The following is a 25,576-nucleotide window of genomic DNA, read 5'->3' as shown; positions in this document are numbered from 1 at the left end:
TTAGATTGGAGCGAGTACGAGCGTTGGATGAGGGCGTCACTTAGCACCTTGAAGAGTGCAGAGAAAGATAACGACTATAACTGGGCGTGCTTCAAGGCAGAGTAGGCTGCGCAACTTTCTGTTAAGGCTTACCTTATCTTAGTGGCAAACAGTACTTCGGGCACGACTTACCTTCCCTTCTCAAAAGATCGGAACTCCCAGTTCCAACTTCGATTCTTGAGTGCGCTCAGTTCCTAGCCCGTGTTTACGTTCCATCTAGGTATCCTGATGCTCTCCCTGATGAAGCCCTTCCTCAGGAGTCCTACAGTGAGGGGGATAAGCAAAAAGCTATTGACTGTGCATCCAAAATAATAAATCTGGTGAGAGAGGCTGGAGAGGATCTTAGAGGAAAGGAGAAAACAGAGGGAGGAAGTTCTCAATCAGGTTAGGGAATTTGCCGAAGAACTGAGAAGAAATCTAGGTAAGGTTACAGTCGTGCTTTATGGTAGTTACGCTAGGGGAGATTTCAATCTCTGGAGCGACGTGGACGTTCTCCTGGTCTCGGAAAGGTTTGATGGGATACGTTTTCTAGATAGATATGAGCTGTTCAAGGCGAGGGAAGGATTTGAGGTGAAGCCATACACTCCTCAGGAATTTTCGAAAATGAGGAACAAGATTGGATGGAGGGAGGCCCTTAAGGACAAGGTTATCATTGCCGATGACTACTCGCTTTTCACATGAGTTACGTTATTGACGCTCTAAGAAGGAACTCTCAGTGAATTAAGTTAAACCTTATTAGCCTACGAGTTAAACTTCTCATATGGTACTCACGAAAGTCCATAAGAAGGGGATAGTGGTGATTCCCAAGGAAATGAGGGAACTCCACAACATAAGGGAAGGTGACGAGGTTATGATCTACAGTGACGAATTCGGCGTGCATATCCTTCCCAAGAAAACTCCTGAGGAGCTCTTTGGAATGGACAAGGGACTGGGTTTGGAGGAGCTAGCTAAGGAGCAAATTAAGGAAAGGGAAGAGGAACGTGCAAAGGTACATTCTTGACGCTAACATCATTTTTCAGTTCTTTTCAGGTTCCCCATCGGTCAGGAAGTACTTCCTTAGCTCAGACGAGAAGGTCATAAATCTAGTTAACCTCTCAGAGTTCGCTTATCACTACTCAAGGAAATTCGGGATAAAGGCGTCGGGTGTCAGGTTAAATTATCTCTTAACATTTGTTAAACCGGTGAACGTGGATCGCGAGTTGGCTGAAATAGCATATAAGGCAAGGGTGAGGTACAACCTGTCCTTAGGGGATTCCTTCCTTGTGGCCACAGCCCACAAGATGGGTGGGATTATTGTAACGTCAGATCACGAGGTAGCCGAAAGGGTATCAGGAGACTATAAGGTAGACTTTGTACCTCTTTCCTAGGGAGTAGGTTCAGGGCCGATGAATACAAGTTCTCCATATTTAACCTCAACTGGTTATGATCTGAAATCAAGTAGATTTATATTGCTATTAGAATATATTAGTCTGTAAAATACTTTTATTCATCATATTTCATCAATCTGTTAACTAGAGGCTATACCAGGATATTACGCTTCATTAGTATTACCCCTAGAGATTGTTTGTTTGGGCTATCCCCAGAAAGTGATAGCATTTTATTGTTAATATCTAGCTCAATTTATTAATGGAACGAGATGATGGAGGAGATAAGTGGATTGACCGGTACATTGATTGGTATATCGGGCTTAGCATAGAGTAAAGAGCAAAAAGGTGTTTTAGATCGGCAACAGATAATTTCAAGGGAAGACATGATGCAGAGATGTTAATAAAAAGGGCAGAGTGAGAGGACGATAGTTCAACACGATTCAGGTTCACTCTCTTGGCCTCTTATCATGTCTAAACGGCGCCACGTTAAATGACCAAGGGGTGATGGTGATGTTGGAAACGAGATCATCACTACCCCTCCTCAGTGCAACATCATTACTTGTAGAAGGTCAATGTATCTCCGTGTTGTTATACCTGCCCTGATGCTTATCTAGACGTAAATGTTTTACCTCCCTCCTTGCCTTAACTTGGCACATCGCAAGTTGCCAGGAGATATTATTTTAGGTCAAGCACAATGCCACTCTATTACTCCTCATCGTCCTGGTAAGTACAAGGAATTATCACTAGGTAATTTCCTTTTCTCATTCAGAGCTCGTGACTTGGCGTACACGAATTGGAGTTGGCCATACCACTCAAGAGGTCCTTAGAGGATCTAGTTCGCGAGAGAGTAAACTTCTCATCGGAGTTCGTGAACATGAAGATAAGCCTAAGAATGATCGAAAATTTTATATAGAAAATATTACCTATTTTTCTGTATGAAAAAAAGTTAAGCGCGGTCTCTCAGATTCAATAGTGGTGTTAATCTTAGTTGTGGTAGCAGTTACACTGACTTTGACAGTTTCCCTTCTTGGCTTTACACTGTTCAAGTCCTATGGGTCTCAGAGCTATGTGTATGTTAAGGGAGTCCCAACTCTATCTGAAAACGGCGGAGTACTTGTACTAAATCTGACCCTTGAGAGCATGGGAACTACTACAATAAGAGTGGAAAGTATAAGTGTGGGTAACCTAGTGAACACGACGACTTTCGTGTTACCGGCTGGTTCCACTACCGCATTACACGTGGAGTTCCAAGGCCAAGGGACGTCAGTCCTTAACTCGACACTAGTTAAGGTGACGATAACCACATCTTCTCAACTGGAACCGGTTATTTATACCTATGCACAGGTTCAGGGCTAGTCTAGCTTCTCCGATTTCGCGAGATCGGATTTTGCCTCCTCCTCCCTCCCAAGTTGGTGATAGGCCTTGGATCTTCTAATGTAGGCCTCCTTGTAGTTTGGCTTTAGGTCTATGCTCTTGGTATAGAGCTTGATGGCCCCTTGAATGTCTCCCTTCTTCTCCGTGAGGATTCCCTTGTTTAAGTAGGCCTCAGCGTAATAGGGATTAAGGTTTATGGCAATGTCCAGATCCTTCTCAGCGTTTTGTTCATCCCCTAGCGATATCCTGGTGAGGGCTCTGAAATAGAATAGATCCGCATCCAAGGGATAATACGAGATGGCTCTACTAAGGTCCCTTAGTGCCTCATAAAATCTTCCGGTAAAGTACTCGGAAATTCCCTTCACCTTTAGGAGAAGGGCATCCTTGTCCTCTACGTTTTCTATCTCCCTAAGAGCCTCGTCGTATCTTTCCTTCCTGAGAAGTAACATGGCACGAATTATCTTAGCTTCCTTACTCTGCTTATCCCTTAGAAGGTCCAGGGTTGTATCTGGATCCTTGAGCGCTAACAATCTGGAAGCGCTAACGTAGTCTTCTCCCTTAATGAAGGCATCAATTGCCTCCTCGTCTCTTCCTAGTTCGAGGAGGACTCTACCAAGGAGTTGATAGTTCTCCTTGGAGGGATTTTGTTCTACCATTTCTCTTAGTTTTAACAGGGCCAGATTCAGGTTACCCGACTGTAACAGATTTGATATATCCATTGAAGATTAATTTGTCCAGCTTTCTTATAAACGTGGACTAGCTATCTCCTCCAAGTCAGGATGGAGACAGAGAGTACGATCATCCCTCCCCCCACTATCTCAAGAGGAGTGGGGACTTGATTAAATATTGGCAATGCCAGAAGTGTCGCAACGACCGGCTCCAGAAGTCCAATTACCTCGATATGCTGAGGTTTAACGTGTCCTGAGGCGTATATCACTGAGGTATGTCCCACAAGCGTTGGTAAGGCTATGAGCCCTAGAAGTGAAAGAATTGAAACCAGGTCCACCCTTCCTGGTCCCTCAACTAGGGCTATTGGAAAGCTGAACACGCTCGACATAAGGTAAATGTAGGAGGTTAGGAGTAGCGGATCCTCGTTCTTGGTTTTAGATAGTAGAATAGTGTAAAGAGCAATGGTTAGGGCGGAGATTATTGCCATCACATTTCCCAGTAGATAACCCTGATTTACTGGGAAATTCATCAGAATAACCCCCATGAATGCCACAGCCCCCGTTATGATTTCCTTCTTGGTAGTGGGTATCCCAACCAATGGAGCAAGGGCTAACGAGAAAAGAGGAGACGTTGAAACCAAGACCGTGGAATCGATGATTGTAGTGTAATAGACGCTAAAAATGAAAAGTATCATGTGAGCTGATAGGAGGAGGCCGACCTTCCATTGCGAAAGGATCCTCCTAAGGTGTAGCCTCCCCCTTGATAATATGAGACCGGCAATGAAGAATCTGGTGAAGGCAATCATTCCCGGCGACATTCCTGAAAGTTTTATGAATATTGCAGCAGTACCGAAGGTTATTCCGCCCAAGATAAGGATAAAGTAGTACTTGTTCAACTTCAGTGTAAAGGAGATTCACGTGTTAATAGCGGTTTTCCTTTAGACCCACACGTAGAGGTTAGTTTAAGGTCTTTCAGTTTTCATCATGTGCTTGTAAATGTGAAATTGTATCTGAAAAAGGTACTCAAGGTCCGTGAAAACGGCTCCTCTAACCCGATTAGTTTTTAGTGTTCACTCTATCTTCTCTATTTGACCATCTCTAATGTGTACCTTTCTCCCTGCTATGGCAGCCACGTCTGGATCATGTGTGATGATAACAACAGTGGTCTTGAACTCCCTATTTGCCTGCTGAAAGGTCTTTAACACCGCCTCACCGCTCTTACTATCGAGGTTCGCTGTTGGTTCGTCGGCAAGAATTATCTTTGGGCTTTGCGCCAAGGCCCTAGCTATGGATACTCTCTGTTGTTGTCCACCAGAAAGTTCTGTGGGTTTCTTGTAAGCCAGTTCCCCTAGACCTAGCTTGGAAAGTATGTCTAGTGCTATCTCTCTCCTCTCTTTTTTCGGTAAATTACGGGCTACCAGGGGCAACTCAACGTTCTCCAGAGCAGTCATCCTATCAATTAAGTTATAATTCTGAAATACAAACCCAATGTATGTGTTCCTTATCTTTGAAAGTTCGTCATCGTTTAGTGATGTCGTGTCATGACCATAAATATAGACTTTACCTGTAGTTGGTCTAGCTAAGGTGCCCATAATCGTAAGCATGGTAGTTTTCCCACTTCCAGAAGGCCCAACTATTGCTACAAACTCACCTTCTTCTATGCTAAGGTTAATGTCCTTGAGTGCTGTAACCTTAACCTTGGTTCCATAAATTTTGCTCACGTTCTCAAGCTTTATAACTTCCATAAAGCATGGGTCTAGCTCTATCTTTAAAAAGATATTCCTGAGATTGCTTAGCTAGTATAAATGTTCCCATGAAACCGTATAGCTCTCGTGTGCTACTTAAGCTGGAATCCTGAACTTAATCTATAGGTTTATTAAGCTCTCCACACTCACTTGCTAATGTTGAAGTTTTTTATGTACCACATGCTAGATAGTCAGGGCTTATAAAGATATTCGATATTAAACATTATATGGAAAAGTCTTATAAAAGACATATCGAATAACCGAGTATGAAAAATTTCATAGTTTTACTACTTATAATGATATTCTTATCACCGCTCTCTTTTCTTTTGGCTACTGCTACTCCTGCCTCTCCAACAGTTTCTGTCTTGGGATATGGTTGGGGTAGTCCCAGTTCGCCCACGAGCGCCTATCCAGGATATACTGACTTCCCATTCTATGTGGAAATAGGTGCAGTTGGTTCTGCGACTCCACTCAGCGCATCCATTTCCTTCCCTTCAGGATCTCCGTTTATTACAGTGGGAGGGAATCAAGCAGGCGTTATCCAAGGAAGCGGATATTACCTCGCCATCTTCTACTTAACCATTCCTAGCTCAGTAACCCCCGGTTATTACTCTGCAAAGGTCACAGTGGACTATAGCGTTCCCATAGCAGACCAGGTTTGCGTTGAAAGTAAAACGTTCAATATTCAGATTCCAGTGTCAGCTGTCGACTTTCCAATACCTGTGGGAATTCAGGGAGGAACAAGTGGGGTTTCGCAACCCTTGGTTACAGGAGAGGGAGCCTCGCCCTTAACCATCTCGGTCTCAAATCCCTCCAACAACATAGTGGACAACGTTCTGGTTAACCTGACGCTCCCTTCAGGTTTGATGAGCGAGACGGGAAAGAAGTTCCTTATATTTACGATTCCCTCAATCCCTCCTCAGGAGACCATTCAATCCACTCAGTTAGTTAACGTTACGCAAAATGCTATCCCTGGTACCTATTCTCTCAACTATTCAGTAACATTTACCAACTACCTCGGATACAGGTATTACGCAACTAACTCCAATATAACTTCAGGCAACGCCAACGTAACTCTGGTTAACATACCCTTAACCCTTACTATCTATCCGAAAACGCCAATAACCTTCTACGTAACCTCTACCTCAGCTACTCCCTCCTCGCTTGTCTCTATTACTTTACGGGCCAACTCGTCATACAACGCATTCATAGAATCCGTAACTCCACAGACTAGTTTAACCCTTCTCAGTTCTAACTTCACGCCCACGACATTTCAGGGAACTGCCAACTTCAACTACACATTTGAAGTCCCGCAAACGCTAGCGCCAGGAGCTTATCCCATAACCTTCACAATCACGTATGAGATCTTCGGACAACAGCAAGAAACCGCCGTAACCACCTTCGTACAGGTTAACTATTACAACGCAATGCCTACCCTATCTGATCCTACCTGGTCCACGCTAGCTTCTCCTGGGACTGCGGGGGTTACGCTAACGTTTCTGCTTACCAATCCACTTCCTTATCCCATTTCAGACGTTAATGTAACAATTCTTCCACCAGCGGGAATGAGTTCAACCTATATCTCATACGTCGTTCCCACGCTCTCAGCCTCAGGACAGGGCATAAACTATGCCCAAGTGCCCTTCACCATAACCTTAGCACAGAACGTAACACCTGGGTATCATGAGATACCTTTCGTGGTAAGCTACTTCAGTAGCTACGGTTTTCATAAAGTGAGATCCCAGATACCCGTTTATGTTTACCCGCAGAGCCAGCTTCTTGCCTTAGTTAGTAACGTCACAGTTTATCAGGGAACTCAGGCTGAATTACCCATTGTCTTGGTGAATTATGATCCCGTACCAGTATCTTCAGTTTCTGCAGAGTTGAGGCTTACAGGTCTTAGCGTTGTGGGGTTCTCAAATCAGACTTTTAACATGGGTCCCAATTCTAACGCAACAGTAGTTTTCACCATTTCCGCTCAGGGAGTCGGTGCAGGGAGCTATCCAGCTACATTGACCCTCGTGTATAATTACGAGGGCGTTACCAAGACCGTAACCTATACGATTCCAATTAACGTGCTTCCAGCTCAAAATATAGTGGACGTCTCCATTACTCCAACTGAGGTTTACTATGGTACGATCAATAATGTTACCGTAAGGCTAATCGACACGGCTCAAACTCCGCTTAATAATGTCGTACTAAAGTTGTTTGGACCATCCTCTGAATTTTCTCTATCCCAGAACACGGTGGATATTGGGACCCTCTCTCCAGGTAAGAGTTATACCGTAACCTTGAACCTGTTACCAACTGTTTCCTCAACTACACCACTGCCCCTTTCTGTAGAGGTACAGTATCTCTTACCCGGAAGTGGCGTCATTACGCAGAGTTATAACTTCTCGTTGATAGCCACCGGACTAGTGGATCTGGTTCTACAGCAACCCACAATATCGTTCTCAAACGGCACGCTTACAGTTACCGGAGTTCTAAATAATTTCGGCACAGCGTCAGCTAACTTCGTTACAGTATATGTGGATGGCAATTCCACTTACATAGGAAGCGTACCGCCCAATAGCCCTACACCCTTCTCGACAACGTTAGTTATACCCTTCGCGGGTGGAAATACCTCTACAGCGAAACCTCACCAAGTTAAGATAGTTGTGTCCTACGAGGACTCCATATATCAAACCCATAACTTGACTTACGTTCTAAGCTTCTCACCATCTGCGACCCATTTTAATACCACGTTCACCAATTTCAGGCACTTCAGAAGTAGCAATTCCCTTCTACCAGAAATCGTGATAGCTATCCTCCTTGTAATAGTTATAGTTCTGGCTATCCTCTTAGTCCTTAGGAAGGGGAAAAAGTGAGAATAGCAAGGAGGGTTTCGAGATGAAACTTTCAGATGTTGTGAACTTTTCCTTTAAAGCCTTAACCTCGAAGAAGCTAAGAACGAGCTTAACAATCTTAGGAATACTTATTGGGCCAGCTATAGTTGTGGGATTAACGGGTCTAACCCTAGGATTTTCCTCGGTTCTAACTCATCAGCTCTTCTCCAGTCTATCTCCTACCGACATCTTTGTGACTCCGGGTACAAGCACAATTACCCCCTATACCATACAGGAGATATCACACATACCAGGAGTTAAGGCAGTAGTTCCGTTTTATCTTATCTCTGGTACAATTGAAACGCCTAGTGGTCCTATGGCTACAGAAATTCTCTCTATTAGCACTAGCCAAGCTTCTGAGGTGTTTCCTGGACTAACCTTGCAGCAAGGTCAATATCCCTCACCCTACTCCTCATATGGAGCAGTAGTTGGTTATTACATTGCACATCCACAGTATCCAGGTCAGCCCACTTATCAGGTAGGTCAAACTATAACCGTGGTGATGAATACCCCAAACGGGAAAATTACCAAGACGTTCCTGGTCACTGGTAGTTTTAACGAGTTTAGTAGTGCCTTCGCGGATATAGATAAGGCCTTAGTTGTGCAGAATATAGTGGGCTCACAGTACTATGGGGATCAATACAGTGGTTTAATAGTGGAGGCAAGTAGTGTGTCACAGGTAAACAATGTTGTAAATTCCATACATAACGAGCTCGGAAGATCAGTAAGTGTTACATCCGTGGAGCAGTTCATCACTCTCATCAATAACTCCCTATCTGCGGTTAATGGTCTTCTTTTCGTAGCAGGCGCATCGTCCTTCATTGTGGCCTTCGTGGGAATATTGAGTACTATGTTTACCACAGTGGTGGAGCGAACAAGGGAAATAGGAGTTCTGAGGGCAATAGGCTTCACCAGGAGAGGTATAATGGTGATATTCGTGACTGAGGCCATATTGATGGGCCTACTTGGAGGCACAGCTGGAGTGGGTGCAGGGGTTGGGATGGGATACCTTCTTACCACACTTACCAATTCTGGAGGACCTGGGGCTGGAAGAGGAAGCGCTGCAGCGTCCGGTGGCCTCGGAATCAGCGCACATATTACTCCAGTATTTGAACCAACATTCATTGCGGAAGTGATACTTATAACAGTCATTTTCAGTCTCTTCGCAGGAATCATCCCTGCATATAGGGCGTCCAGAATCGAACCAGCTGTGGCATTAAGATATGAAGTGTAGAGCTAGATCTTTTTTAAAGGCCATTCACTGTTTTACTTGTGAGAAAAGAACTTCTCACTCCTGAAATTCCTGTCCTTGATAAGCTGTCCATAAATCCATCAAAAAGTGCAGTGGTAGTCGTGGATATGCAAAATGATTTCGTCAGAAAAGAGGGGAAACTTTACGTTCCTGACGCCGAGTCCACCATCTCTCCCATAAGGCAGTTGATATCTAAGGCAAGGGATTCGGGTGCCCACGTTATATACACTCAAGATTGGCACCTTAAGGACGATCCTGAGTTTAAGATTTGGGGCGAGCACGCCGTTGCCGGCTCCTGGGGAGCAGAAATAGTAGACGAACTGAAGCCGGAAAAACATGATTATGTCGTCAAAAAATTGAGATATGATGCGTTCTTTGGGACCTCCCTGGATTACTACCTCCGGGTCAAGGGAATAGATACGCTTGTGATCACTGGAACGGTGGCCAATATCTGCGTTCTTCACACAGCTGGGAGCGCCGCATTGCGGTGGTACAACATCGTTGTACCTACTGACGGGATATCGGCCATAACGGAATTCGATTATTACGCTACCCTAAGGCAAGTCGACTTCCTCTATAGAGGGAAGATAACAACAACTCAAGGAATTACTTTTAAGTAACAACCACTACTGGAACCTGAGAAAATGGATTACTACGCCATAGTGCATAACGACTTTGATGGGACTGCCTCGGCCAGCGTTTACGCGAGAGCTGTCAATTCCCTCCCGAGAAACATCTGGTTCACTGAGCCAACTAAACTTCACGAGGTTTTAGCCAAGTTAGAGTTGAGGGGAGTCTCCAGCGTGATGATAGCAGACCTAGGTATCAATGAGTCCACCTTTCCTTCGATAGTTGAGGCTGTGAAACGTCTTAGAAGTGAAGGTGCCACAATACAATGGTTTGATCATCATGTTTGGAAGGAGGAGTGGAAATCGAAGCTCAAGGAGGTAGGGGTAGAAGTCTACCACGATGTTACTACCTGCGGTGCAGGCGTGGTAAACAAGGTCATGAACCCCAATGACGAGGTATCCAGGAGATTAGCCTCTGCGGACTGCTCCGTGGATATATGGCTTCATGACGATCCACTTGGTGAAAAATTGAGAAGGATTGTGGAGAATGACAGAAGGTTTGAATGGAAGAAGAAATTGCTTGAGACCTTTTATGGTGGAACCCTTTGGAACGACGAGTTCCAAAAAATCTTGGAGACTAGAATTAACGAGGAATTGAAAGGATATCAAAGGATCTGGAAATATGTGAAGGTGTTGGACGTTGAAGGTGCTAAGGTAGTGGTTGCGATAAGGTGGAAGGGTCCGCCTGACATAAGCTATGCCTCTCAGTTCCTTATGACGAGAACAGGGGCAGACATATTCGTTTCAGCTAATGGGAAGGCAGTTTCGTTCAGGAGCAATACGATAGATGTGAGGAGGTTTGCAGCTGGACTAGGTGGCGGAGGACATCCTCTTGCCGCAGGAGCATCCCTTAGAATTCCCCTGCTCTATAGGTTTTTAAGATGGATAGGCGTTAGAGGGCCTGTGATCGATTGGGTCTCAAGAGTAGTAATTGACGTAATAAGGAAGGAGGGGCTAGTTAAGTACGAGAGAAAACCAGCCCATTAGACCATGATTGCCAATCCAACTAGGTCGTTTTTGCTACCGTAAAATATAGGAATTGGCAGAACGTTCGTCTCTATGTGGTGAAGATCAGGACAGAGTCTCTATAAAAAGTAACTTCTAGTTAATAGCGACAACGATTTAATCTTCTCAGCGTCATTTATCTCAGGTGTTAAAATGGTCAAAACATATCAGAAATTCCCGGACGTTCAAGTTATGACAACGGCTGGCCCAATAGACTTTTACAAGGATGTGTTTGGAAAGGGGAAGTGGTTGTTCCTATTCGCTCATCCAGCGGATTTCACTCCAGTCTGCACCACCGAGTTTGCTGAGTTTGCAAGGAACTATTCGGAATTTGAGAAGTTAGGGGTACAGTTGGTGGGTCTGAGCGTTGATAGTATCTACTCGCACATTGCCTGGCTTACTGATATAGAGCAGAGATATGGTCTAAAGATCCCCTTCCCCGTGATAGCGGATCCTGAGAAGAAACTAGCGAGGTTACTGGATCTAGTTGAGGAGAACTCTGGGTTAACCGTGAGGGGAGTCTTCATTGTGGATCCTCAGGGCACAATAAGGTTCATGGCCCAATATCCCATAGAAGCTGGAAGAAATATACAAGAGCTGATCAGAATAACCAAGGCCCTAATAGTTTCGTATAAGGCCAAGGTCTCCACTCCAGTGAACTGGGAGCCAGGGAAGGAAGTAGTAGTTGGGGCCCCAACCACTCTCATGGAAGCCGAAATGAGGATGAAGTTACCCAACGCGAAGGCTTGGTATCTAATGTTCAAGAAGTATGATGAGCTACCCCCAGATCAAAGAGTCTAACTTTTTTCAAGCCTTATGGTTGTGAATCCTCTAGTTGCTGGTAAAGCAACGTTGTAAACTTCCACTCCATCTACAACTGCGTGAGTGATAGTGGACTTGTGGGCATGTCCATGTATCGCGATGTCAGGCTTGCATTTCAACTCCTTAACGAGTGGATAACCTAGTTCTGGATAAGCCCAGGTCTTCTCTCCTTTCAAGGTCTCATATGCAGGGGAGTAATGGGTGATCAAAACTGTTAAGTCGCCTTCCTTTCTGCAAAGAAGATCCTCGAGTCTCTCTTTTCTCTTCATGTAGAACTCCCTGTTAATACCCCTCTCGAATTGCCACTTCGTGGGTCTCTCAATCACGCCTTCGCTTCCCACTAAGTAGATCGTGGAATTCCCCACCTTCAGCGAAGTGGCCTCCTCCTCAAGCCAGGTTATGCTGGGGTAGAGTCTCCTATACTCGTCCCGAAGTTCCCTGAAGTCGTCATTGCCAAATACCGCGACGACCTTTCTAGATGAGAGGAGTCTATAGATCGGATCGAAGTGCAGAACCTTTCCCTTGTCCACTAGATCTCCCGCTAGAATGTAAAGGTCGTATAGTGGTGCAGTCCTGAAGGCCATGAAGAAATCGTTTAGATATCTGGGGGAGTGAATGTCAGAGATCGCTCCAAGTATCATGGGTTTTTAATCACTGTAACCAATAAATATTTCATGGAGATCACGGGCATCAGCGACCTACCGCTTCACTATGGCAGAGTTCCGCAATGGCTTATCCCTATCATGAAGAGGTTGTCGAGAGCCATAGTGGACGTGATGCTTCTAGAGTGGGGTCCAGATAAGGTGATAGAGAGGTTATCTAATCCTCTCTGGTTTCAGGGTTTTAACAACGTTATAGGGATGGACTGGGACTCCTCAGGTTCAACAACTGTAACGCTAGGTATCTTGAAGGAGGTGATAAACCCAGTACAAGACGGATTAGCCGTGACTGGCGGAAAGGGAAAGAACTCGCTGAATGTACCCAAGGAACTGGAGGCTCTTCCATCCAATTTCAACGTTGACGCTAAGCGACTATCCAGGATTAGTAAGCTTGTGGCTAAGACTGATACCACCCTTCTTCAAGACGGCCACGAACTATATCATCACTCCCTCCTGGTTTCAGAGTCCGGTAAGTGGGCAATAATTCAGCAGGGGATGAATCCCACCACGAGGTTTGCTAGGAGATATCACTGGAGCTCCATTAAAGACCCGGTAAATGAGAAACGTGCGGGATTAGCTGGACGAAAGGAGAAGGCGGTCCTTAACGTCCACGAGTCTGTGAACGCCAAGAGGGTGATAATGGATCTGCTAAGAGAGGATCCTTCCAAGATAGAGAAACAATACCTCAGGTCAATGGCCTTGATCAGGGGCACCTCTCTGGACTCTTGGATCAGTCTTGGAACCGTGGGTGCCATTTCGTCTGAGGCAAAGATGGTCTACATGAAGCCCGTGGATGTGAGGAGAGTGGTGAAGACACTCTCGGAAGTAAGGGAGAAGTCACCTACCAGTTTAGAGGAAGCTCTCCTTCTAGGTATAGGTCCCTCAACCATGAGGGCGTTAAGCTTGATATCTGACCTCATTTATAACGAACCTCCCTCATACCAGGATCCCGTAAACGTGCCCTACGATCCCTTCAAGTACGCCTTCGCGATAGGTGGGAAGGATGGAATCCCCTTCCCTGTGCACAAGGAGATCGCCTTTGAGGTCATTCATACCCTTGAAGAGTTTGCTATGAAAGCCAAGCTAGAGAAAAAAGATAAAGCCGTTGCATTAAATAAGCTGAGGGAAATGAAACTTGGAGTTAAGGAAGGGACTTGAAGACATTGCAATAAAGGAGACTTCAATAACCTATATTGACGGTGAACTTGGCAGACTTTACTACAGGGGTTACTCCATCTTTGATCTGGCCAGCTTCTCGAATTTCGAGGAAGTCGCATATCTCCTGTGGTATGGTAAATTACCCACTAGACACGAGTTGGACGATTTCAAGTCAAGGTTGGCTGAGGAGAGATCCATCTCTGAGGACATCTCTACCTTCGTTAAAAGAACCGCAAAGTTTGGCAACCCCATGGATATACTTAGAACTACCGTTAGCATGATGGGTCTAGAGGATAGGAGTGAGGGAGACCTCATAGGAAAGGCAATAAAGATGACTGCTAAGATCCCAACCATAATATCTCTCATCCAGAGGACTAGAAGGAACCAGGAGTTCGTTGAGCCTGATCCCTCTCTTTCCCACTCCGAAAATTTCCTTTACATGATTAGGGGAGAGAGGCCATCCCCCTCAGACACCAGGGTGTTGGACGTTTCCTTGATGCTACATATGGACCATGAAATGAACGCCTCAACAATGGCATGCCTGGTTGTAGCCTCTACCCTTTCCGATATCTACTCCTCAGTCGTTGCTGGAATTTCTGCGTTAAAGGGCCCCCTTCACGGTGGAGCCAACTCGGAGGCCTTGAAGCAGTTCATGGAGATAGAAACCCCAGACAACGTGGAGAAATACGTGATGAACAAGCTCAGTTCTGGGCAGAGGTTGATGGGATTTGGACACAGGATTTACAAGACCATGGATCCAAGGGCCAAGATACTCAAGGAGTACGCGAATCAGCTCTCCAAGAACGAGGAAATCAAGAGGTTATTTGAGATCGCGAATAGGGTTGAGGAAATTGGTATAAAAATACTGGGTAAGAGGGGAATCTATCCCAACGTGGACTTCTACTCTGGACTCGTGTTTTACGCCATGGGTTTTGACCCTGACCTGTTCCCTACGATATTTGCATCTGCCAGGGTCATAGGATGGACAGCCCACGTGGATGAATACCTGAAGGACAACAAGCTCATAAGGCCCAAGGCCATATACGTGGGGGATCTAGGAAAAAGGTATGTTCCCATAGAAGAAAGGTAATAGTTTTAATATTGAAGGGGGATTAAATATCGCCATGATAAAGTTCACCATTAACAAAGAGGAGATACTGTTTTCAAAAACCCTTGAAATGACTAAGAACATCAACGAAGCCATTATGAGGTTAAACGAGCTTGTTAGGAAGGTAATAAGGGGAGACAGGGAAGGCGTGATGTCGGAGGTCATCAGAATCAAGGCAATTTATGAGAGAGTGGCCATGGTCAGAGAGGAGATAGTTTCCATGCTTTACGGTGAGGCTTTCCTCCCAGATTTCAAGGAGTCCATGATGATGTTAAATCAAGCACTTTATAACACTATGAAGGCCATCAAGGACTCGGGGAGGGCAATCTCTTCTAGGAAGCCCAATGAAGGATTACTGAAGGCCTTAAGTGACGGCCTCTTAACCTATCTTTCCACGGTAATTGAGGGAGGAGAGAAGCTCACAGAGATGATCTCTTACATGAAAACAGACATGAAAGAGGCGATCAGGATCGGGAAGGAGATTCAGTTGCTAGAAAGGAATGGAGACGACATTAAGGACGTTCTCATACAGAAGCTATACGACTCTGAGGGGATTGCTGACGTCATTAGCGTACTTCAGTTCAAGGACGTAATTATCTTCATGGATGATATTCTAGATTACATGGAGGAGGCAACATTAAGTATAGAAACCCTATACGCCACCTTGAAGGCCTAAAAAGAGGCTAAAATAGAGAAATTAGTGTTTGAGTATTTCACACGTCATTGTTGAATTATCCTTTTAACAAATTTTGCCTTACGTATCAACACTAATTTATTGATCGACGGTGGAATAATGAGTTCGTCCACAGATATAATGGAGTCCACGTATTTGTCTAAGGTATCCTGGTCAATGTCTGGCAGTATTAATTTTCCTATATTCCTGAACGAGACTGGCTTACCTGCACTGACTATTTCTGACTTAAACACTGTTATTTCACCAATGTTGGATACAACGAAAACGTTTCTCTTGGTCTCATTGAATCCGTCTATAAAGGCCTTACCTGTACTTTTTATGCTATCCTTAACGTTGTACGTGATCATTTCGGCCTCCGATATTGCGCTCAGGAAGTTTCCAATCGCCTGATTGGTTATTTCTCCAACAGTTTTCCCTGTCTCCCGGGCCAAGTTAACCAGTCTTTCGTAGAGTTTTGAATCAACTCCCCTAATGGTTACCGTTCTATTTTCCTTGTTATCTGTGTTTGAGGAGTCTGACATGATTTCTAGTTATACATGAAAGCATAAAAACTTTTCGAGGGTCTTTGAATTTCTCAGATTATCTTCATGAAGACTTATATAGAAATGAAGTTGTTATAGATGATAGAAAATCTATCCTTAATCTTCTAGAATTTTTATCTAGTAAGTAAGAAAAGCTTAAATGCGTAATTGGGGATATTGGATACATGGTGTTACTATGGCAACGATACAAATAGCGCCTCACGTTAGGGAGATGCTAAATACCCACGGATTCGACCGTAAAGTCACGTTGCCAATTAAGATGGTGTCCAATATGGACGCCGTTATTAATACCGCACTACCCAAATCGGTAGTTGGCGTGATAGCTGTACTAAATCCAGATACTGGTTCCTGTGATCAGGTGAAGAACACAGTTCAGAGAGTTAGGCCAAACGCCTATACAATGTGCCTCTTTGATGAAGGATATCCCAGTAATATTATCTCAATTTATTACAAATAAATTAGAGACGAGAGTTTAAAGAAACAAAGTTCTAAAAATGTTCTTCCAATCACAGAGAATCCTCTTGGTTAAAGAACCGGAAAATAGCAGTTTGAGGCCGAGAACTAGAACGTCAAGAAATGTAAAGGGGCAAACTCTGCAAGAAAGGACGCTAAAATCTAACATACTAAGCGTATATTCGATAGATAAACGTGGATCTTGTGTCAAGGATCAACAGAAGCGTCCAGGATCTAACTCTTCTAAAGCCCTGCATATGAGGCCTAAAATAACCAGTTGATACATGCAGATAAAAGTTTTCACTGAAAACAGGAAGTTTTACGTCCGAGCTGAATTAGTCCATTCCCACCAAAACAGCCTAAAGACCGCTGAACTCGCGATTGTAAAAACTTAGAAGTAAAGTTAGCCTTTTTGCTATTTTATGTAGCATCTGTCCCTATACTGTATTTATACTGTACAATTCTTTTAGGTATTTTATGTTCACTGTTTAATGATCTTGGGCTTAAACTATTTAAACAATTCAAAAGGCAATGGCCTAGAAAGGTTTATCTATCAATGCTAATACAGAATTATGGCCATGGTTATGAATTTGTCTAAAGGGGAACAGGGAGAAAATGATGGATTTATTATAGAAATAGAGAAAAAGGAGACAAAGACTATCACTTTCAAGCTCGACGTGCCACTTCTTCAGAGAATAGATGAAGTAATTAACCGATTAAACCGTTCATTGAACAATCCCTTCGTATCCAGAAGTGATTTTATAAGGCATGCCTTAGACTTTAAACTTCAAAAGCTCAGGAGTAGAAGTGGAACTGAATTTAAATGAATTTATTAAGTTTAGGTTTATTTCTAGTTGGCTTAATTTCGTCTTTTGTTGTTGGAGGAAATAATTCCGCCACTTCCCTAGGAATACTTATATCCACGAACTCGATGAGAAGAAAATATTCCTATTTAATTAGCGCTGTAAGCATGTTTCTTGGCGTTTCTGTGGTGCAATTTCACTTCAAGGTAGTATTAGGGGAGCAGTCACTGGGTTACAGCCCTATCTAAGTATAGCAGTGCTTTCCGTGTTCCTGGCCTCTGTGGTATCCTTTTATTATCTCAATCGAGCCGGTATTCCGTCTTCGTTAAGCCAGATGATTTACCCATCGTTAGCGATTTTGGTGATCCTGTCCAAGGAGCTCTCCTTTGACTGGGGAAAATTCTGGTTCACCGTTATTTCATGGGCCTTCACACCCTTGTTGGCGATAGTTTCTTCACTTGTGCTCTATTACGTTTTGGTAAGGATAACAACTAAAGAGAAAAAAATTATAAGAGAAATGAAAATATATAAGTTCTTGATAATCTCGTCTGCCGTGTTTACGTCATTTGTTACAGGTGCTAACGCAATTGGAATAATAACTTCCGAGGGACTACTGTCGGAGCCGGCCTATGTGGTGTTTCCGCTCTACGCTCTTGCTGCGTCCTTGGGGATCTACTTTAGCTCCAGGAAGGCATCATTAGTGGTGGGATTTAGATTGACTAGAATGGGATACTTGAGTGCCACCTCCGCCTTGCTAGGAAGCGATATAATATCCGAGATTTTCACGTTGTTTGGGGTTCCTATCTCCATAACCCAAACTGTAATGGGGGGGAATACTAGGGCTCAGTTTCAGAAGTTATGGTCCGGACGTTAAAACCCAACTGAAACAGGTTACCAAGGGATGGCTAACATCTCCGGTGATAGCAATTATTTCGTCTCTTGCTGCCTTTGGCGTTCTGAAGAGTATCCTGGGCTTATGAACCTTGAGGATACCCCGTTTTTCAGGGAAAAAGGACCCAGTGCATTCCTGATCAAGTAAAGGTATATCGCTAGGGCTAATGCCCACGGAATTCCTGAAAAGGTTACCATGTCGATTAAAAGGAGTATAGGGACGATCCATTCCCATCCGTAATTATACCTAGCTAGAGAATATGTGGAGCAACTCATGAGGAGAACCGTCATTATGCCTACCGTGAAAGAATGGAGTAGATATAGCCCTCCCATCAGGAGCCCAAAAGTTCCTGAAAAGATCACGGCGCTAACGTTCACTAACGCAGAGATAGCATTGCGATTCAACTTGGCGATAAAACTCTTTCTCCTAAGAAGGAGGAAGGGATACACAATCGAGACGAGGTTAACTAGTGGAGGGAAGAAGTAACTGGCTAGGATAGTCACGATTAACGGAACCTGCTTCTTGCCCAAAAGTGCCCTACCACCCAAGGTTGCAGAGAAAACGCCAACGTTAACTCCCAAGACGTAGAGCAGTAGCGGGACTTCAAGCGTGTAGAAATCATGAAAAAGATTAAACGTCAGCCACGATACGGCCCCAGCTAATGGGGAGATTAGGACAAGGTAATTAATGGGAAATTTCGACCCGTACTTTCTGACATCCCTTACGGCCCACATCATCACTAGGAAGGCCACTCCCATACCAACTCCTATGACTTGTGGCGTTAAGGAAAGAAGCAGGATCAAGCTCACAAGATGTCCAAACACGTACTTCCTAGCAGGTGCGAAAAGCCTGAACATCATTCCCACGTAGAAGAGATAGGCGCCATCCATCATGAAGATAGGATGAAGGCCTCCCCTTAGGAGAATCTGCATCGCTCCTAAGCTCCAATAAGCTACCGCGCTGTAAATGAAGGGAACGTAGACTCCCCAGGGCTCTATGACATTCCTCATTAGGAGAGACTATTCTAGCATAGTTAAAAACCAAGGCCTAAATATTAAGGTCTACCTAGATAGGCTAAGCCAAATGGAACTTCCTAAAATCATGGAAGCGCTCAATATCTGTAGCGGTGTAAGGGTTTGCCCGAGAAGGGGATACGCTAGCAATGTCGTGACCACCGGTTCCAGCGCCGATATAACGGTAGCTATCGCTGAATCCATGAGCTTGATTCCCCTATAGAAGAGGTAATAGGGAATTATAGTCCCAAGAATTGCCATGTAGAGCCCTCCTGCCACTGAACCAACGGATATGGATCTCGAAAAGGGAAGACTCACTACAAGGGAGAGGGGGAGTGACCATACAGACTGCGCGCTCAGGACGTCCCAGCCAGAAAATCTCCTTAACTGAAGAAATTTTGAGAATGATATTAATCCAGCGTATGAAACTCCAGATAAAATTCCCCAAATCAGCTCCACGGGCGTGGGCGTGCCCAGATAATCCAGATAGAGTGCAACAATAACTATGAAGGACCCTATAACCTTACGTAGATTTAACTCCTCCTTGAACAGTGCGTATGAGAACAATATCACGAAGAGTGGAGCGGTATATAGCAGGAAAGATGATAGGGGTGCACCATCTAGAATGATGGTGAATGCATATATCTCGTAAAATGTGCCAGCTATGAGTCCCATAGCTATGGACTCCCATCTGAGTAAGATTTTCCTATTTCCTTGGTAAAATAGTATAAGGCACGAGAAAAGCGTTCTAAATAGGACTATTCCCAGGGAATTGGCCCCAAATCTGTAGGCTTCCTGTACAGCTATTCCAATGGTCCCCCAAAGTACCGAGGCCCCAACAAGGTCGTAGAAAGCCCTGCTTAGTTTCATTTATTGAGTCCTGTTTCACATAAATTAAAAACTAGAGGTTCATGATGCAGAGGCTTCAGATCTTTATAATCAAGTAGTTTACTCCCAAATAAAGCAGGAACAGAGGGAGTATAACCAATTCCGTAACATCCAAGGCTACTTCGAGTATCCACAACGACGCAAGTGAGAATAGTAATGACGACAGAACGAACTTAAGGTGCGGAAGCCTAATTCTCGCGATTTGGTTCTTGAGTAGGGCAGTTAACCCTAGAACTAGGATAGCGGATATTCCTGTTCCCAACAGGGTTGAGGAATAGCTCTGTGGTATTAGTGCTAAGGCAACTAACGCGTCCTCTAATGCCTCAGTTATTGCCACTACCAGAACCACGCCCATTCCTTCCTTCTCCTCGTGATGCTTACGTATACCCTTGAACGATCTCCTAGCACTTCTTATTAGCCTATAACCGAAATATGCCAGTATTACGGCACCAACTACTAGAACGTATTGAATTGGAAGTAACTCGATGAACTTTCCTAGTGTGAATGTGGGTAGTAGAACTACTGAGACACCCAATGCCCCATAAAGGTATGGAATCCACGATTTGTACGCCCCAGCGTATATAGCCGAAACTGCCCCTGCCTCAGATAGCTCCAGGGTTCCCATGGCCAATGCAGCTAAGAATACTCCAATGTCCATAGACTTCACGTCTCCACAATCAAATTAAAATGTAACTGAGGTGAACTACTCCGCCCTTACGGACGGAGCATCCCCACCTCGCGGTGAGGATTTCCTGCTTCTCTGAGGGAACTTGCTGTACACCACCTCATGAAAGGTGAACAGTAGAGGTTCCCCCTCCACAGGCAGAGGGGCAGTCCCAACCCCGCGTTTCAGGATGTTTAGGGACGCGTTGTAATCGCGATCAATTACAAGGCCACAGCTAGGGCATCGAAACACCCTATCAGATAGGCTAAGTTTTACCCTGTACCCACACCTGGAACAGGTCTGCGATGTATATGCCGGATCCACCTCGACCACCCTCCTACCAGCTCTTTCAGCCTTGTAGGAGAGGTGATGGAGGAAGGTGGAGAAACTGGAGTAAAGGATGTGCTTCCTCAACCTGCCGAGGGAGTCCTGTACCATTTCTCGTGTGTTCAGTTTCTCAACAACTATTACGTCATGATCCTTGACTAACCACGTTGTTATCTTGTGTATGTAATCATTCAGAGTGTTCTCAAGCCTTTCGTAAGCCATAGCGAGCTTTGCCCTGGCCTTTTCGTAATTCCTTGAACCCCTTCTTTTTCTCGATAGTCTCCTCTGTAACAATTTGATCCTCTCTTCCCTCCTATCTAGGAGTTTCGGGTTCTCAATTACGTCACCATCACTCGTTGTAACAAATTTCTCCACGCCTAGATCAATCCCCACGACTCTACCGGTCCTCTCTAGGGGTTGTTTCTCCTGCTCAACTTGAAAGATAGCGTACCACTTGTTTGTCTTGCTTCTCTTCAGGATGACCCCTTTCACTTCTCCTTGTATTGGCCTATGTAGAAGGAGTTTGATCTCCCCTATCTTGGATAGATGGAGTTTATCCCCTTGTAGTTTGAACCCAGATTGGTTGTACCAGACTATCTTGAATGCCTTCTTGTGTCTAAGTTTTCCGATTTTCTTTCCATTTCTCTTCAGTTTAGCTAACGCGTTGATGTTGTACCACAGGACGTTGTTGACCATTTGTAGGGCTTTAGAGTACACCTCGTGTTTTTCGTCCATGTCCTTGAGTAGCTTTTGAGTGTCCAGCTGTGTTACCTTAATCCCTTGTTTTCTTCTCTCTGCGATGTAGTTCAGTAGTTTATTGTACACTTTCGCCTCTATTTCCATTGTGTTGATGAGTTTTCTCTCTACCTCTGGTGTTGGGTATGCCCTGTACTTGAATGAGAGGGTTACCTTGTTGCCTTTTGATTTCAACGCTGTATAGAAGTTTCTCTTGGTACAAAATCTTTTCTATAAGGGCTATCCATCCCCACGCGGATAGGGACTTCCGCCCCCCAATCCCCCAAGGTTAAACCTCAACTATGTAGAATATATAGATCTCCATAGATTACATAATATATATGGGTCATTTATATAAGGTATCTCAGGGTAGAGTAGCACAGAAAAGACATGGAACCTTTCAAGTCTTTGGATAGTGTGAAGCTTAACTTCAATCACATCAAGATCTGGTACACATCTGGGATGGGTTTCTTCACAGATGCCTATGATCTTTTTATTATAGGTGCGATCCTTGACATATTCAACGCCTATCACTTGCCTGGCTTTACCTTAACACCTTTGTATGAAGGTCTCTTAGCATCTTCAGCAATCTTCACTGCAATAATTGGGCAGTTGGTCTTTGGTGTACTAGGGGACCTTATTGGCAGAAAGACTGTTTATGGTGTGGAAGCCTCTTTACTGACTGCTGGTGCGGCTTTATCTGCTTTCGCACCTAATGTACTTTGGCTCATAATTTTCAGATCTATAATGGGAATTGGTATTGGAGGTGATTATCCCATCTCAGCTACCATAATGAGTGAGTACGCAAACGTAAAGGATAGGGGTAAACTTGTGGCCTTGGTCTTTGCAAACCAAGGAATTGGGAGCCTAGTTGCGGTAGCAGTAGGTGCCATTTCAGCATTTACCTTGCCTCCAGATCTTGCCTGGAGGGTAATGGCCTTCGTTGGGGCTATACCGGCAGCTACAGTCATTTATCTGAGAAGAAAGGTCCCAGAAACGCCTAGATACTCAGCACTCAAGGGAGATACAAACAATGTGGAGAAATCTGTTGAGTTTGTGGCTAAGGATACACCCAAGACCGAAGTGAGAAGGGTTAGAATACAGAGAAAGAGCGTATCTGAGTTCTTCTCGAAGTACTGGTTACTCTTGCTTGGAACAGCAGGAACTTGGTTTATCCTGGATATAGCCTTCTATGGAACAGGTATTTACTCCGGTCCCATAGTTTCCTCGGTACTTGGGAAGCCGGCATCAGTGGGGCAGGAAATAGTGTACGCAGGCATTCCATTCATGGTGGGTTTCTTTGGTTACTTTACTGCAGTTGCACTAATGGATAAGCTAGGTAGAAAACCCATACAGACCTTAGGTTTCGTAATGATGGCAGTGCTTTATGGAGTGGTAGCGTTGCTGGCTGTAGCTAAGGGGGCTAAATTGGAAGGATTCTTGATTCCTTCTACGCAAGCGTTTGCTCTATATGCCCTTTCGTACTTCTTCATTGACTTTGGTCCCAACACTACAACCTTCGTTATTCCGTCTGAGGTATATCCAACCAGTTATAGGACAACTGGACACGGTATTTCAGCAGCAGCTGGGAAGACTGGTGCTGCCATAACCACCTTCTACTTCCCTACACTACTATCCTCACTAGGAATAAAGGGCATATTGGAAATGCTTGCAGTGATAAGCGTCGTGGGTGCAGTTCTCACCTTGATAGCCGTTAAGGAACCTAAACTCAAGAGTCTTGAGGAGGTTTCCCAGGACTCCGTTGTACTTGAGCAATCTCAGGAAACTAAATAAAGATATATAAGCTATATAGTTTAAAGAGGTTATTTTTAAAAGTTTCTTCTTTTTATATATTTTATGGAATTCAGATCGGTTTTCCTTGATGTAGGGGAGACATTGGTAGGATTTAGACCTATGTCCTTCGAAAAGCTAGTGGTCAGGTTAAGAAAGGCTGGTTACCCGGTGACTGCCAAGCAAGTATTCAGGGCAGTTACTAAGGTAATGGGAAAAAGTAATTTTCCAAATCAGGTAGGGTTAAATCCAGTGGACGTGGGAGAACTTCTATATGAGCTTGGGATATATCCATCGAGCCAAATACTTGGTCAATTGGGTGGAGACTATACCCCGAGTCAGGATTATTTTCTATATGAGGATGCCAAGGAGTTCCTCGAGTACCTAAACTCGAAGGGTGTAGATGTGGTTCTAATTACAAATGCAACTAGAAGAATGCATGACGTAATAGATTCCTTGGGAATCAAAAAGTACGTTAAGGCAGTCATCGCCTCATGCGACGTTGGTGTAGTGAAGCCTCATCCCAGGATTTTCCGATACGCGCTTAACTACGTTGCACAACCAGCCATACACATAGGTGATATATACGAACTGGATTACATTGGTGCTAAAAGGGCTGGTCTCGAATCCCTACTCCTTGACAGGTTTGGATTCTACGAGGACGTAAAGGTAAACAAGGTGAGGAACTTATACGAAGCGATGACCTATCTCGATAAGCAAAAACTCCTTGTTTAATAATTGGTACTTCTCATGTTATTTATGGAACTAGATTTGACCGGGCTATGTTGCGCCGTGCCTCAACTAACCCTTTACTCGGCCCTAAAAAAGCTGAAACCTGGAATGGAGATAAGGATAATTACTGACGACAAAGTTGTCCTCGAGAGGGATATAATTCCTCTCCTGTCAACTAACGACATGGATTACTCGGTTAAACAGGACCAAGATAACTTCGTGGTGACTGCCTTCAAGAGATACTAGAGAGACTCAACCATTTTTATTGCCCTATAAATTCCAACCCTCTTGGCCAGTTCCGCCATGGATCCCCTGACAAACCTCCCCATCAGGTCACCGAAGTACTCTGACCCTATCCTCAAGACTATTCCAGCCTGCTTATAAGCGAACTTAACATTTCCCCCAAGGGCGTTTTCCATGGCTGTCCTTCCCGATTGTACAGCCACCTGTGCAGACATGGGGACAAAGGACTTGGTGGTCATACAGTCTCCAGCACCGAAAACGTCCTCATAATCCATCGATTCTAAATAGTCATTAACGAGCATTCTGCCATTCTTGTTGCTCAGTCCCAAGTTCTCAATAAGTTTTGGCCCTCTAAGACCTGCAGCCATAATGGCCATATCAACCTTTACCAGATCCTTGTTTGTCCTCACTCCCTCTGGGGTCACCTCCTCTACCTTCGTCCCTAGTAGGACGTCCACTCCCATCTCCTTCAATCTACTCTCTGCGAACCTTGAAGACTCTTTACTCATGAAGGAGAGGAGTCTATCCTGTAACTCAATGAGGTGAACTTCCTTACCCATTTCCCTTAAAATTCCTGCCAATTCCACTCCCAAATTTCCTCCTCCAAGAACTGCCACGCTCTTAACTTGGGGCAACTTCGTTCTTATGGCCAACGCATCCTCTAGGTTTTCGAGCTTCTGGACATTTCCCTTAACCCTTGTTGTGTCCTGCTCGTATCCTAAGGAAATTATTAACTTGTCATAGCTGAAGTCACCATCGGATGTCCTAACTACCTTGTTCTTGAAATCAACACTCATGACGTTAGCCTTCACAATACCCTTGGGGTAAGGAATCGTAGCGAGTGAAGGGTTGCCTGTTTCAATTACATCCACAAGTCTATGTGTAAGGAGAAAGTATTCCTTAGAATCAATGACTATGGCATCCCTGTAAAAGTTAAGTGCAGATAAGCCTGCGAATCCTCCTCCAAGTACAACTACTTTCATTATTACCAAGCCATACCTTATACACCATGATTTAAACCGTTTCTGCGGTATATTAATAACTGTTTTAAGATTGTGATTTTTATCATCATAATATCTTGATGGAGC

The 25,576-nt window shown here is 44.4% G+C and carries 27 protein-coding genes and 2 pseudogenes; 19 read left to right on the top strand and 10 right to left on the bottom strand.

Going from position 1 to position 25,576, the window contains the following annotated elements:
* Window positions 1-206: 206 nt before the first annotated feature.
* From MSED_RS12585 to MSED_RS07775, 5 genes and pseudogenes are all read left to right on the top strand, one after another.
* Window positions 207-428 (top strand): annotated as a pseudogene (locus MSED_RS12585) (HEPN domain-containing protein); the annotation flags it as partial.
* Complete coding sequence (locus MSED_RS07790; RefSeq protein ID WP_048060110.1) at window positions 370-720, top strand: nucleotidyltransferase domain-containing protein; 351 nt, start codon at window positions 370-372, stop codon at window positions 718-720. The pseudogene MSED_RS12585 and the gene MSED_RS07790, both read left to right, overlap by 59 nt.
* Window positions 721-799: 79 nt before the next feature.
* Window positions 800-1,039 carry an AbrB/MazE/SpoVT family DNA-binding domain-containing protein gene (locus MSED_RS07785; protein WP_012021478.1) on the top strand — a complete coding sequence of 80 codons (240 nt, stop codon included), beginning with the start codon at window positions 800-802 and terminating at the stop codon, window positions 1,037-1,039.
* Window positions 1,020-1,406, top strand: a complete 387-nt coding sequence (locus tag MSED_RS07780; RefSeq protein ID WP_012021477.1) for a type II toxin-antitoxin system VapC family toxin — start codon at window positions 1,020-1,022, stop codon at window positions 1,404-1,406. Before MSED_RS07785 ends, MSED_RS07780 begins: the two co-directional genes overlap by 20 nt.
* 972 nt (window positions 1,407-2,378) lie before the next feature.
* On the top strand, window positions 2,379-2,762 hold the full coding sequence (locus tag MSED_RS07775; protein ID WP_012021476.1) for a hypothetical protein: 384 nt from the start codon (window positions 2,379-2,381) through the stop codon (window positions 2,760-2,762).
* Here MSED_RS07775 and MSED_RS07770 read toward each other — a convergent pair.
* From MSED_RS07770 to MSED_RS07760, 3 genes are all read right to left on the bottom strand, one after another.
* The gene (locus MSED_RS07770; protein ID WP_012021475.1) at window positions 2,759-3,499 is read right to left on the bottom strand and encodes a tetratricopeptide repeat protein; all 741 of its coding nucleotides are present in this window, start codon (window positions 3,497-3,499) and stop codon (window positions 2,759-2,761) included. The genes MSED_RS07775 and MSED_RS07770 overlap by 4 nt on opposite strands.
* A 41-nt stretch (window positions 3,500-3,540) precedes the next feature.
* Entirely contained in the window at window positions 3,541-4,344 is an 804-nt protein-coding gene (locus MSED_RS07765) for a DMT family transporter (protein WP_012021474.1), read from the bottom strand.
* Between the two features lie 174 nt (window positions 4,345-4,518).
* Window positions 4,519-5,193 carry an ABC transporter ATP-binding protein gene (locus tag MSED_RS07760; protein WP_012021473.1) on the bottom strand — a complete coding sequence of 225 codons (675 nt, stop codon included), beginning with the start codon at window positions 5,191-5,193 and terminating at the stop codon, window positions 4,519-4,521.
* 266 nt (window positions 5,194-5,459) lie between these two features.
* Here MSED_RS07760 and MSED_RS07755 point away from each other — a divergent pair, with 266 nt between their 5' ends.
* From MSED_RS07755 to MSED_RS07735, 5 genes are all read left to right on the top strand, one after another.
* Window positions 5,460-8,060 (top strand): COG1361 S-layer family protein, encoded by a 2,601-nt coding sequence (locus MSED_RS07755; RefSeq protein WP_012021472.1) that lies wholly within the window; start codon window positions 5,460-5,462, stop codon window positions 8,058-8,060.
* 22 nt (window positions 8,061-8,082) lie between these two features.
* A complete protein-coding gene (locus tag MSED_RS07750) occupies window positions 8,083-9,312 on the top strand; it encodes an ABC transporter permease (RefSeq protein WP_012021471.1) in 1,230 nt (409 codons plus the stop codon).
* A gap of 65 nt (window positions 9,313-9,377) precedes the next feature.
* Window positions 9,378-9,950, top strand: a complete 573-nt coding sequence (locus MSED_RS07745) for a cysteine hydrolase family protein (RefSeq protein WP_374108053.1) — start codon at window positions 9,378-9,380, stop codon at window positions 9,948-9,950.
* A gap of 24 nt (window positions 9,951-9,974) precedes the next feature.
* A complete protein-coding gene (locus MSED_RS07740; protein ID WP_012021469.1) occupies window positions 9,975-10,946 on the top strand; it encodes a DHH family phosphoesterase in 972 nt (323 codons plus the stop codon).
* Between the two features lie 171 nt (window positions 10,947-11,117).
* Window positions 11,118-11,765, top strand: a complete 648-nt coding sequence (locus MSED_RS07735) for a peroxiredoxin (RefSeq protein WP_012021468.1) — start codon at window positions 11,118-11,120, stop codon at window positions 11,763-11,765.
* Here the strand turns inward: MSED_RS07735 and MSED_RS07730 are convergent.
* On the bottom strand, window positions 11,762-12,427 hold the full coding sequence (locus MSED_RS07730) for a metallophosphoesterase family protein (protein WP_012021467.1): 666 nt from the start codon (window positions 12,425-12,427) through the stop codon (window positions 11,762-11,764). The genes MSED_RS07735 and MSED_RS07730 overlap by 4 nt on opposite strands.
* Window positions 12,428-12,460: 33 nt before the next feature.
* On the opposite strand from MSED_RS07730, the gene MSED_RS07725 reads away from it, so the two are divergent.
* The 3 genes from MSED_RS07725 to MSED_RS07715 are packed head-to-tail and all read left to right on the top strand — an operon-like array spanning window position 12,461 to window position 15,387.
* Complete coding sequence (locus tag MSED_RS07725) at window positions 12,461-13,603, top strand: DUF763 domain-containing protein (protein ID WP_012021466.1); 1,143 nt, start codon at window positions 12,461-12,463, stop codon at window positions 13,601-13,603.
* Window positions 13,581-14,693 (top strand): citrate synthase/methylcitrate synthase, encoded by a 1,113-nt coding sequence (locus tag MSED_RS07720; RefSeq protein WP_012021465.1) that lies wholly within the window; start codon window positions 13,581-13,583, stop codon window positions 14,691-14,693. Before MSED_RS07725 ends, MSED_RS07720 begins: the two co-directional genes overlap by 23 nt.
* 34 nt (window positions 14,694-14,727) lie before the next feature.
* Window positions 14,728-15,387, top strand: a complete 660-nt coding sequence (locus MSED_RS07715) for a DUF47 domain-containing protein (protein ID WP_012021464.1) — start codon at window positions 14,728-14,730, stop codon at window positions 15,385-15,387.
* Between the two features lie 44 nt (window positions 15,388-15,431).
* Here MSED_RS07715 and MSED_RS07710 read toward each other — a convergent pair whose 3' ends face one another.
* Window positions 15,432-15,926, bottom strand: a complete 495-nt coding sequence (locus MSED_RS07710) for a ribbon-helix-helix domain-containing protein (RefSeq protein ID WP_012021463.1) — start codon at window positions 15,924-15,926, stop codon at window positions 15,432-15,434.
* A 196-nt stretch (window positions 15,927-16,122) separates the two neighbouring features.
* Here MSED_RS07710 and MSED_RS07705 point away from each other — a divergent pair, with 196 nt between their 5' ends.
* The 3 genes and pseudogenes from MSED_RS07705 to MSED_RS07695 all read left to right on the top strand — a co-directional run bounded on the left by MSED_RS07705 (window position 16,123) and on the right by MSED_RS07695 (window position 18,183).
* Window positions 16,123-16,404 (top strand): hypothetical protein, encoded by a 282-nt coding sequence (locus tag MSED_RS07705; protein WP_144418771.1) that lies wholly within the window; start codon window positions 16,123-16,125, stop codon window positions 16,402-16,404.
* A gap of 568 nt (window positions 16,405-16,972) precedes the next feature.
* Window positions 16,973-17,227 carry a ribbon-helix-helix domain-containing protein gene (locus MSED_RS07700; protein ID WP_012021461.1) on the top strand — a complete coding sequence of 85 codons (255 nt, stop codon included), beginning with the start codon at window positions 16,973-16,975 and terminating at the stop codon, window positions 17,225-17,227.
* A pseudogene (locus MSED_RS07695) lies at window positions 17,224-18,183 on the top strand (inorganic phosphate transporter). Before MSED_RS07700 ends, MSED_RS07695 begins: the two are co-directional and overlap by 4 nt.
* Here MSED_RS07695 and MSED_RS07690 read toward each other — a convergent pair.
* Genes MSED_RS07690 through MSED_RS07675 form a run of 4 tightly spaced genes read right to left on the bottom strand, consistent with a single transcriptional unit; the run spans window position 18,131 to window position 21,917 of the window.
* On the bottom strand, window positions 18,131-19,105 hold the full coding sequence (locus MSED_RS07690; protein WP_012021460.1) for a hypothetical protein: 975 nt from the start codon (window positions 19,103-19,105) through the stop codon (window positions 18,131-18,133). The pseudogene MSED_RS07695 and the gene MSED_RS07690 sit on opposite strands and share 53 nt — an antisense overlap.
* 51 nt (window positions 19,106-19,156) lie before the next feature.
* Complete coding sequence (locus tag MSED_RS07685; RefSeq protein WP_012021459.1) at window positions 19,157-19,978, bottom strand: DMT family transporter; 822 nt, start codon at window positions 19,976-19,978, stop codon at window positions 19,157-19,159.
* A gap of 55 nt (window positions 19,979-20,033) precedes the next feature.
* A complete protein-coding gene (locus MSED_RS07680; protein WP_012021458.1) occupies window positions 20,034-20,654 on the bottom strand; it encodes a membrane protein in 621 nt (206 codons plus the stop codon).
* A gap of 45 nt (window positions 20,655-20,699) precedes the next feature.
* Complete coding sequence (locus MSED_RS07675; protein ID WP_012021457.1) at window positions 20,700-21,917, bottom strand: RNA-guided endonuclease InsQ/TnpB family protein; 1,218 nt, start codon at window positions 21,915-21,917, stop codon at window positions 20,700-20,702.
* A 195-nt stretch (window positions 21,918-22,112) separates the two neighbouring features.
* Between MSED_RS07675 and MSED_RS07670 the strand changes: the two genes are divergently transcribed.
* The 3 genes from MSED_RS07670 (at window position 22,113) to MSED_RS07660 (ending at window position 24,491) form a co-directional block, all read left to right on the top strand.
* Complete coding sequence (locus tag MSED_RS07670; RefSeq protein ID WP_012021456.1) at window positions 22,113-23,516, top strand: MFS transporter; 1,404 nt, start codon at window positions 22,113-22,115, stop codon at window positions 23,514-23,516.
* A 63-nt stretch (window positions 23,517-23,579) separates the two neighbouring features.
* Window positions 23,580-24,248: an HAD family hydrolase gene (locus MSED_RS07665; protein WP_048060108.1), complete on the top strand. Its 669-nt coding sequence runs from the start codon at window positions 23,580-23,582 to the stop codon at window positions 24,246-24,248.
* Window positions 24,249-24,272: 24 nt separating this feature from the next.
* Entirely contained in the window at window positions 24,273-24,491 is a 219-nt protein-coding gene (locus MSED_RS07660; protein WP_048060107.1) for a sulfurtransferase TusA family protein, read from the top strand.
* On the opposite strand, the gene MSED_RS07655 is transcribed toward MSED_RS07660, so the two are convergent.
* A complete protein-coding gene (locus MSED_RS07655) occupies window positions 24,488-25,471 on the bottom strand; it encodes an NAD(P)/FAD-dependent oxidoreductase (protein WP_012021453.1) in 984 nt (327 codons plus the stop codon). The genes MSED_RS07660 and MSED_RS07655 overlap by 4 nt on opposite strands.
* Between the last annotated feature and the right edge of the window lie 105 nt (window positions 25,472-25,576).

Origin of the sequence: Metallosphaera sedula DSM 5348 (assembly GCF_000016605.1) — an archaeon.
Classification (GTDB): Archaea; Thermoproteota; Thermoprotei_A; order Sulfolobales; family Sulfolobaceae; genus Metallosphaera; species Metallosphaera sedula.
This window is presented reverse-complemented; position numbering and strand designations above follow the sequence as displayed.

What these genes read in the sequence shown, in the direction of transcription:
- MSED_RS07785 (WP_012021478.1), top strand. Translation starts at nt 800, where the DNA reads ATGGTACTCACGAAAGTCCATAAGAAGGGGATAGTGGTGATTCCCAAG.
- MSED_RS07770 (WP_012021475.1), bottom strand. Translation starts at nt 3,499, where the DNA reads ATGGATATATCAAATCTGTTACAGTCGGGTAACCTGAATCTGGCCCTG.
- MSED_RS07760 (WP_012021473.1), bottom strand. Translation starts at nt 5,193, where the DNA reads ATGGAAGTTATAAAGCTTGAGAACGTGAGCAAAATTTATGGAACCAAG.
- MSED_RS07755 (WP_012021472.1), top strand. Translation starts at nt 5,460, where the DNA reads ATGAAAAATTTCATAGTTTTACTACTTATAATGATATTCTTATCACCG.
- MSED_RS07750 (WP_012021471.1), top strand. Translation starts at nt 8,083, where the DNA reads ATGAAACTTTCAGATGTTGTGAACTTTTCCTTTAAAGCCTTAACCTCG.
- MSED_RS07740 (WP_012021469.1), top strand. Translation starts at nt 9,975, where the DNA reads ATGGATTACTACGCCATAGTGCATAACGACTTTGATGGGACTGCCTCG.
- MSED_RS07735 (WP_012021468.1), top strand. Translation starts at nt 11,118, where the DNA reads ATGGTCAAAACATATCAGAAATTCCCGGACGTTCAAGTTATGACAACG.
- MSED_RS07730 (WP_012021467.1), bottom strand. Translation starts at nt 12,427, where the DNA reads ATGATACTTGGAGCGATCTCTGACATTCACTCCCCCAGATATCTAAAC.
- MSED_RS07725 (WP_012021466.1), top strand. Translation starts at nt 12,461, where the DNA reads ATGGAGATCACGGGCATCAGCGACCTACCGCTTCACTATGGCAGAGTT.
- MSED_RS07715 (WP_012021464.1), top strand. Translation starts at nt 14,728, where the DNA reads ATGATAAAGTTCACCATTAACAAAGAGGAGATACTGTTTTCAAAAACC.
- MSED_RS07710 (WP_012021463.1), bottom strand. Translation starts at nt 15,926, where the DNA reads ATGTCAGACTCCTCAAACACAGATAACAAGGAAAATAGAACGGTAACC.
- MSED_RS07705 (WP_144418771.1), top strand. Translation starts at nt 16,123, where the DNA reads ATGGCAACGATACAAATAGCGCCTCACGTTAGGGAGATGCTAAATACC.
- MSED_RS07700 (WP_012021461.1), top strand. Translation starts at nt 16,973, where the DNA reads ATGGCCATGGTTATGAATTTGTCTAAAGGGGAACAGGGAGAAAATGAT.
- MSED_RS07690 (WP_012021460.1), bottom strand. Translation starts at nt 19,105, where the DNA reads ATGAGGAATGTCATAGAGCCCTGGGGAGTCTACGTTCCCTTCATTTAC.
- MSED_RS07685 (WP_012021459.1), bottom strand. Translation starts at nt 19,978, where the DNA reads ATGAAACTAAGCAGGGCTTTCTACGACCTTGTTGGGGCCTCGGTACTT.
- MSED_RS07680 (WP_012021458.1), bottom strand. Translation starts at nt 20,654, where the DNA reads ATGGACATTGGAGTATTCTTAGCTGCATTGGCCATGGGAACCCTGGAG.
- MSED_RS07670 (WP_012021456.1), top strand. Translation starts at nt 22,113, where the DNA reads ATGGAACCTTTCAAGTCTTTGGATAGTGTGAAGCTTAACTTCAATCAC.
- MSED_RS07665 (WP_048060108.1), top strand. Translation starts at nt 23,580, where the DNA reads ATGGAATTCAGATCGGTTTTCCTTGATGTAGGGGAGACATTGGTAGGA.
- MSED_RS07660 (WP_048060107.1), top strand. Translation starts at nt 24,273, where the DNA reads ATGGAACTAGATTTGACCGGGCTATGTTGCGCCGTGCCTCAACTAACC.
- MSED_RS07655 (WP_012021453.1), bottom strand. Translation starts at nt 25,471, where the DNA reads ATGAAAGTAGTTGTACTTGGAGGAGGATTCGCAGGCTTATCTGCACTT.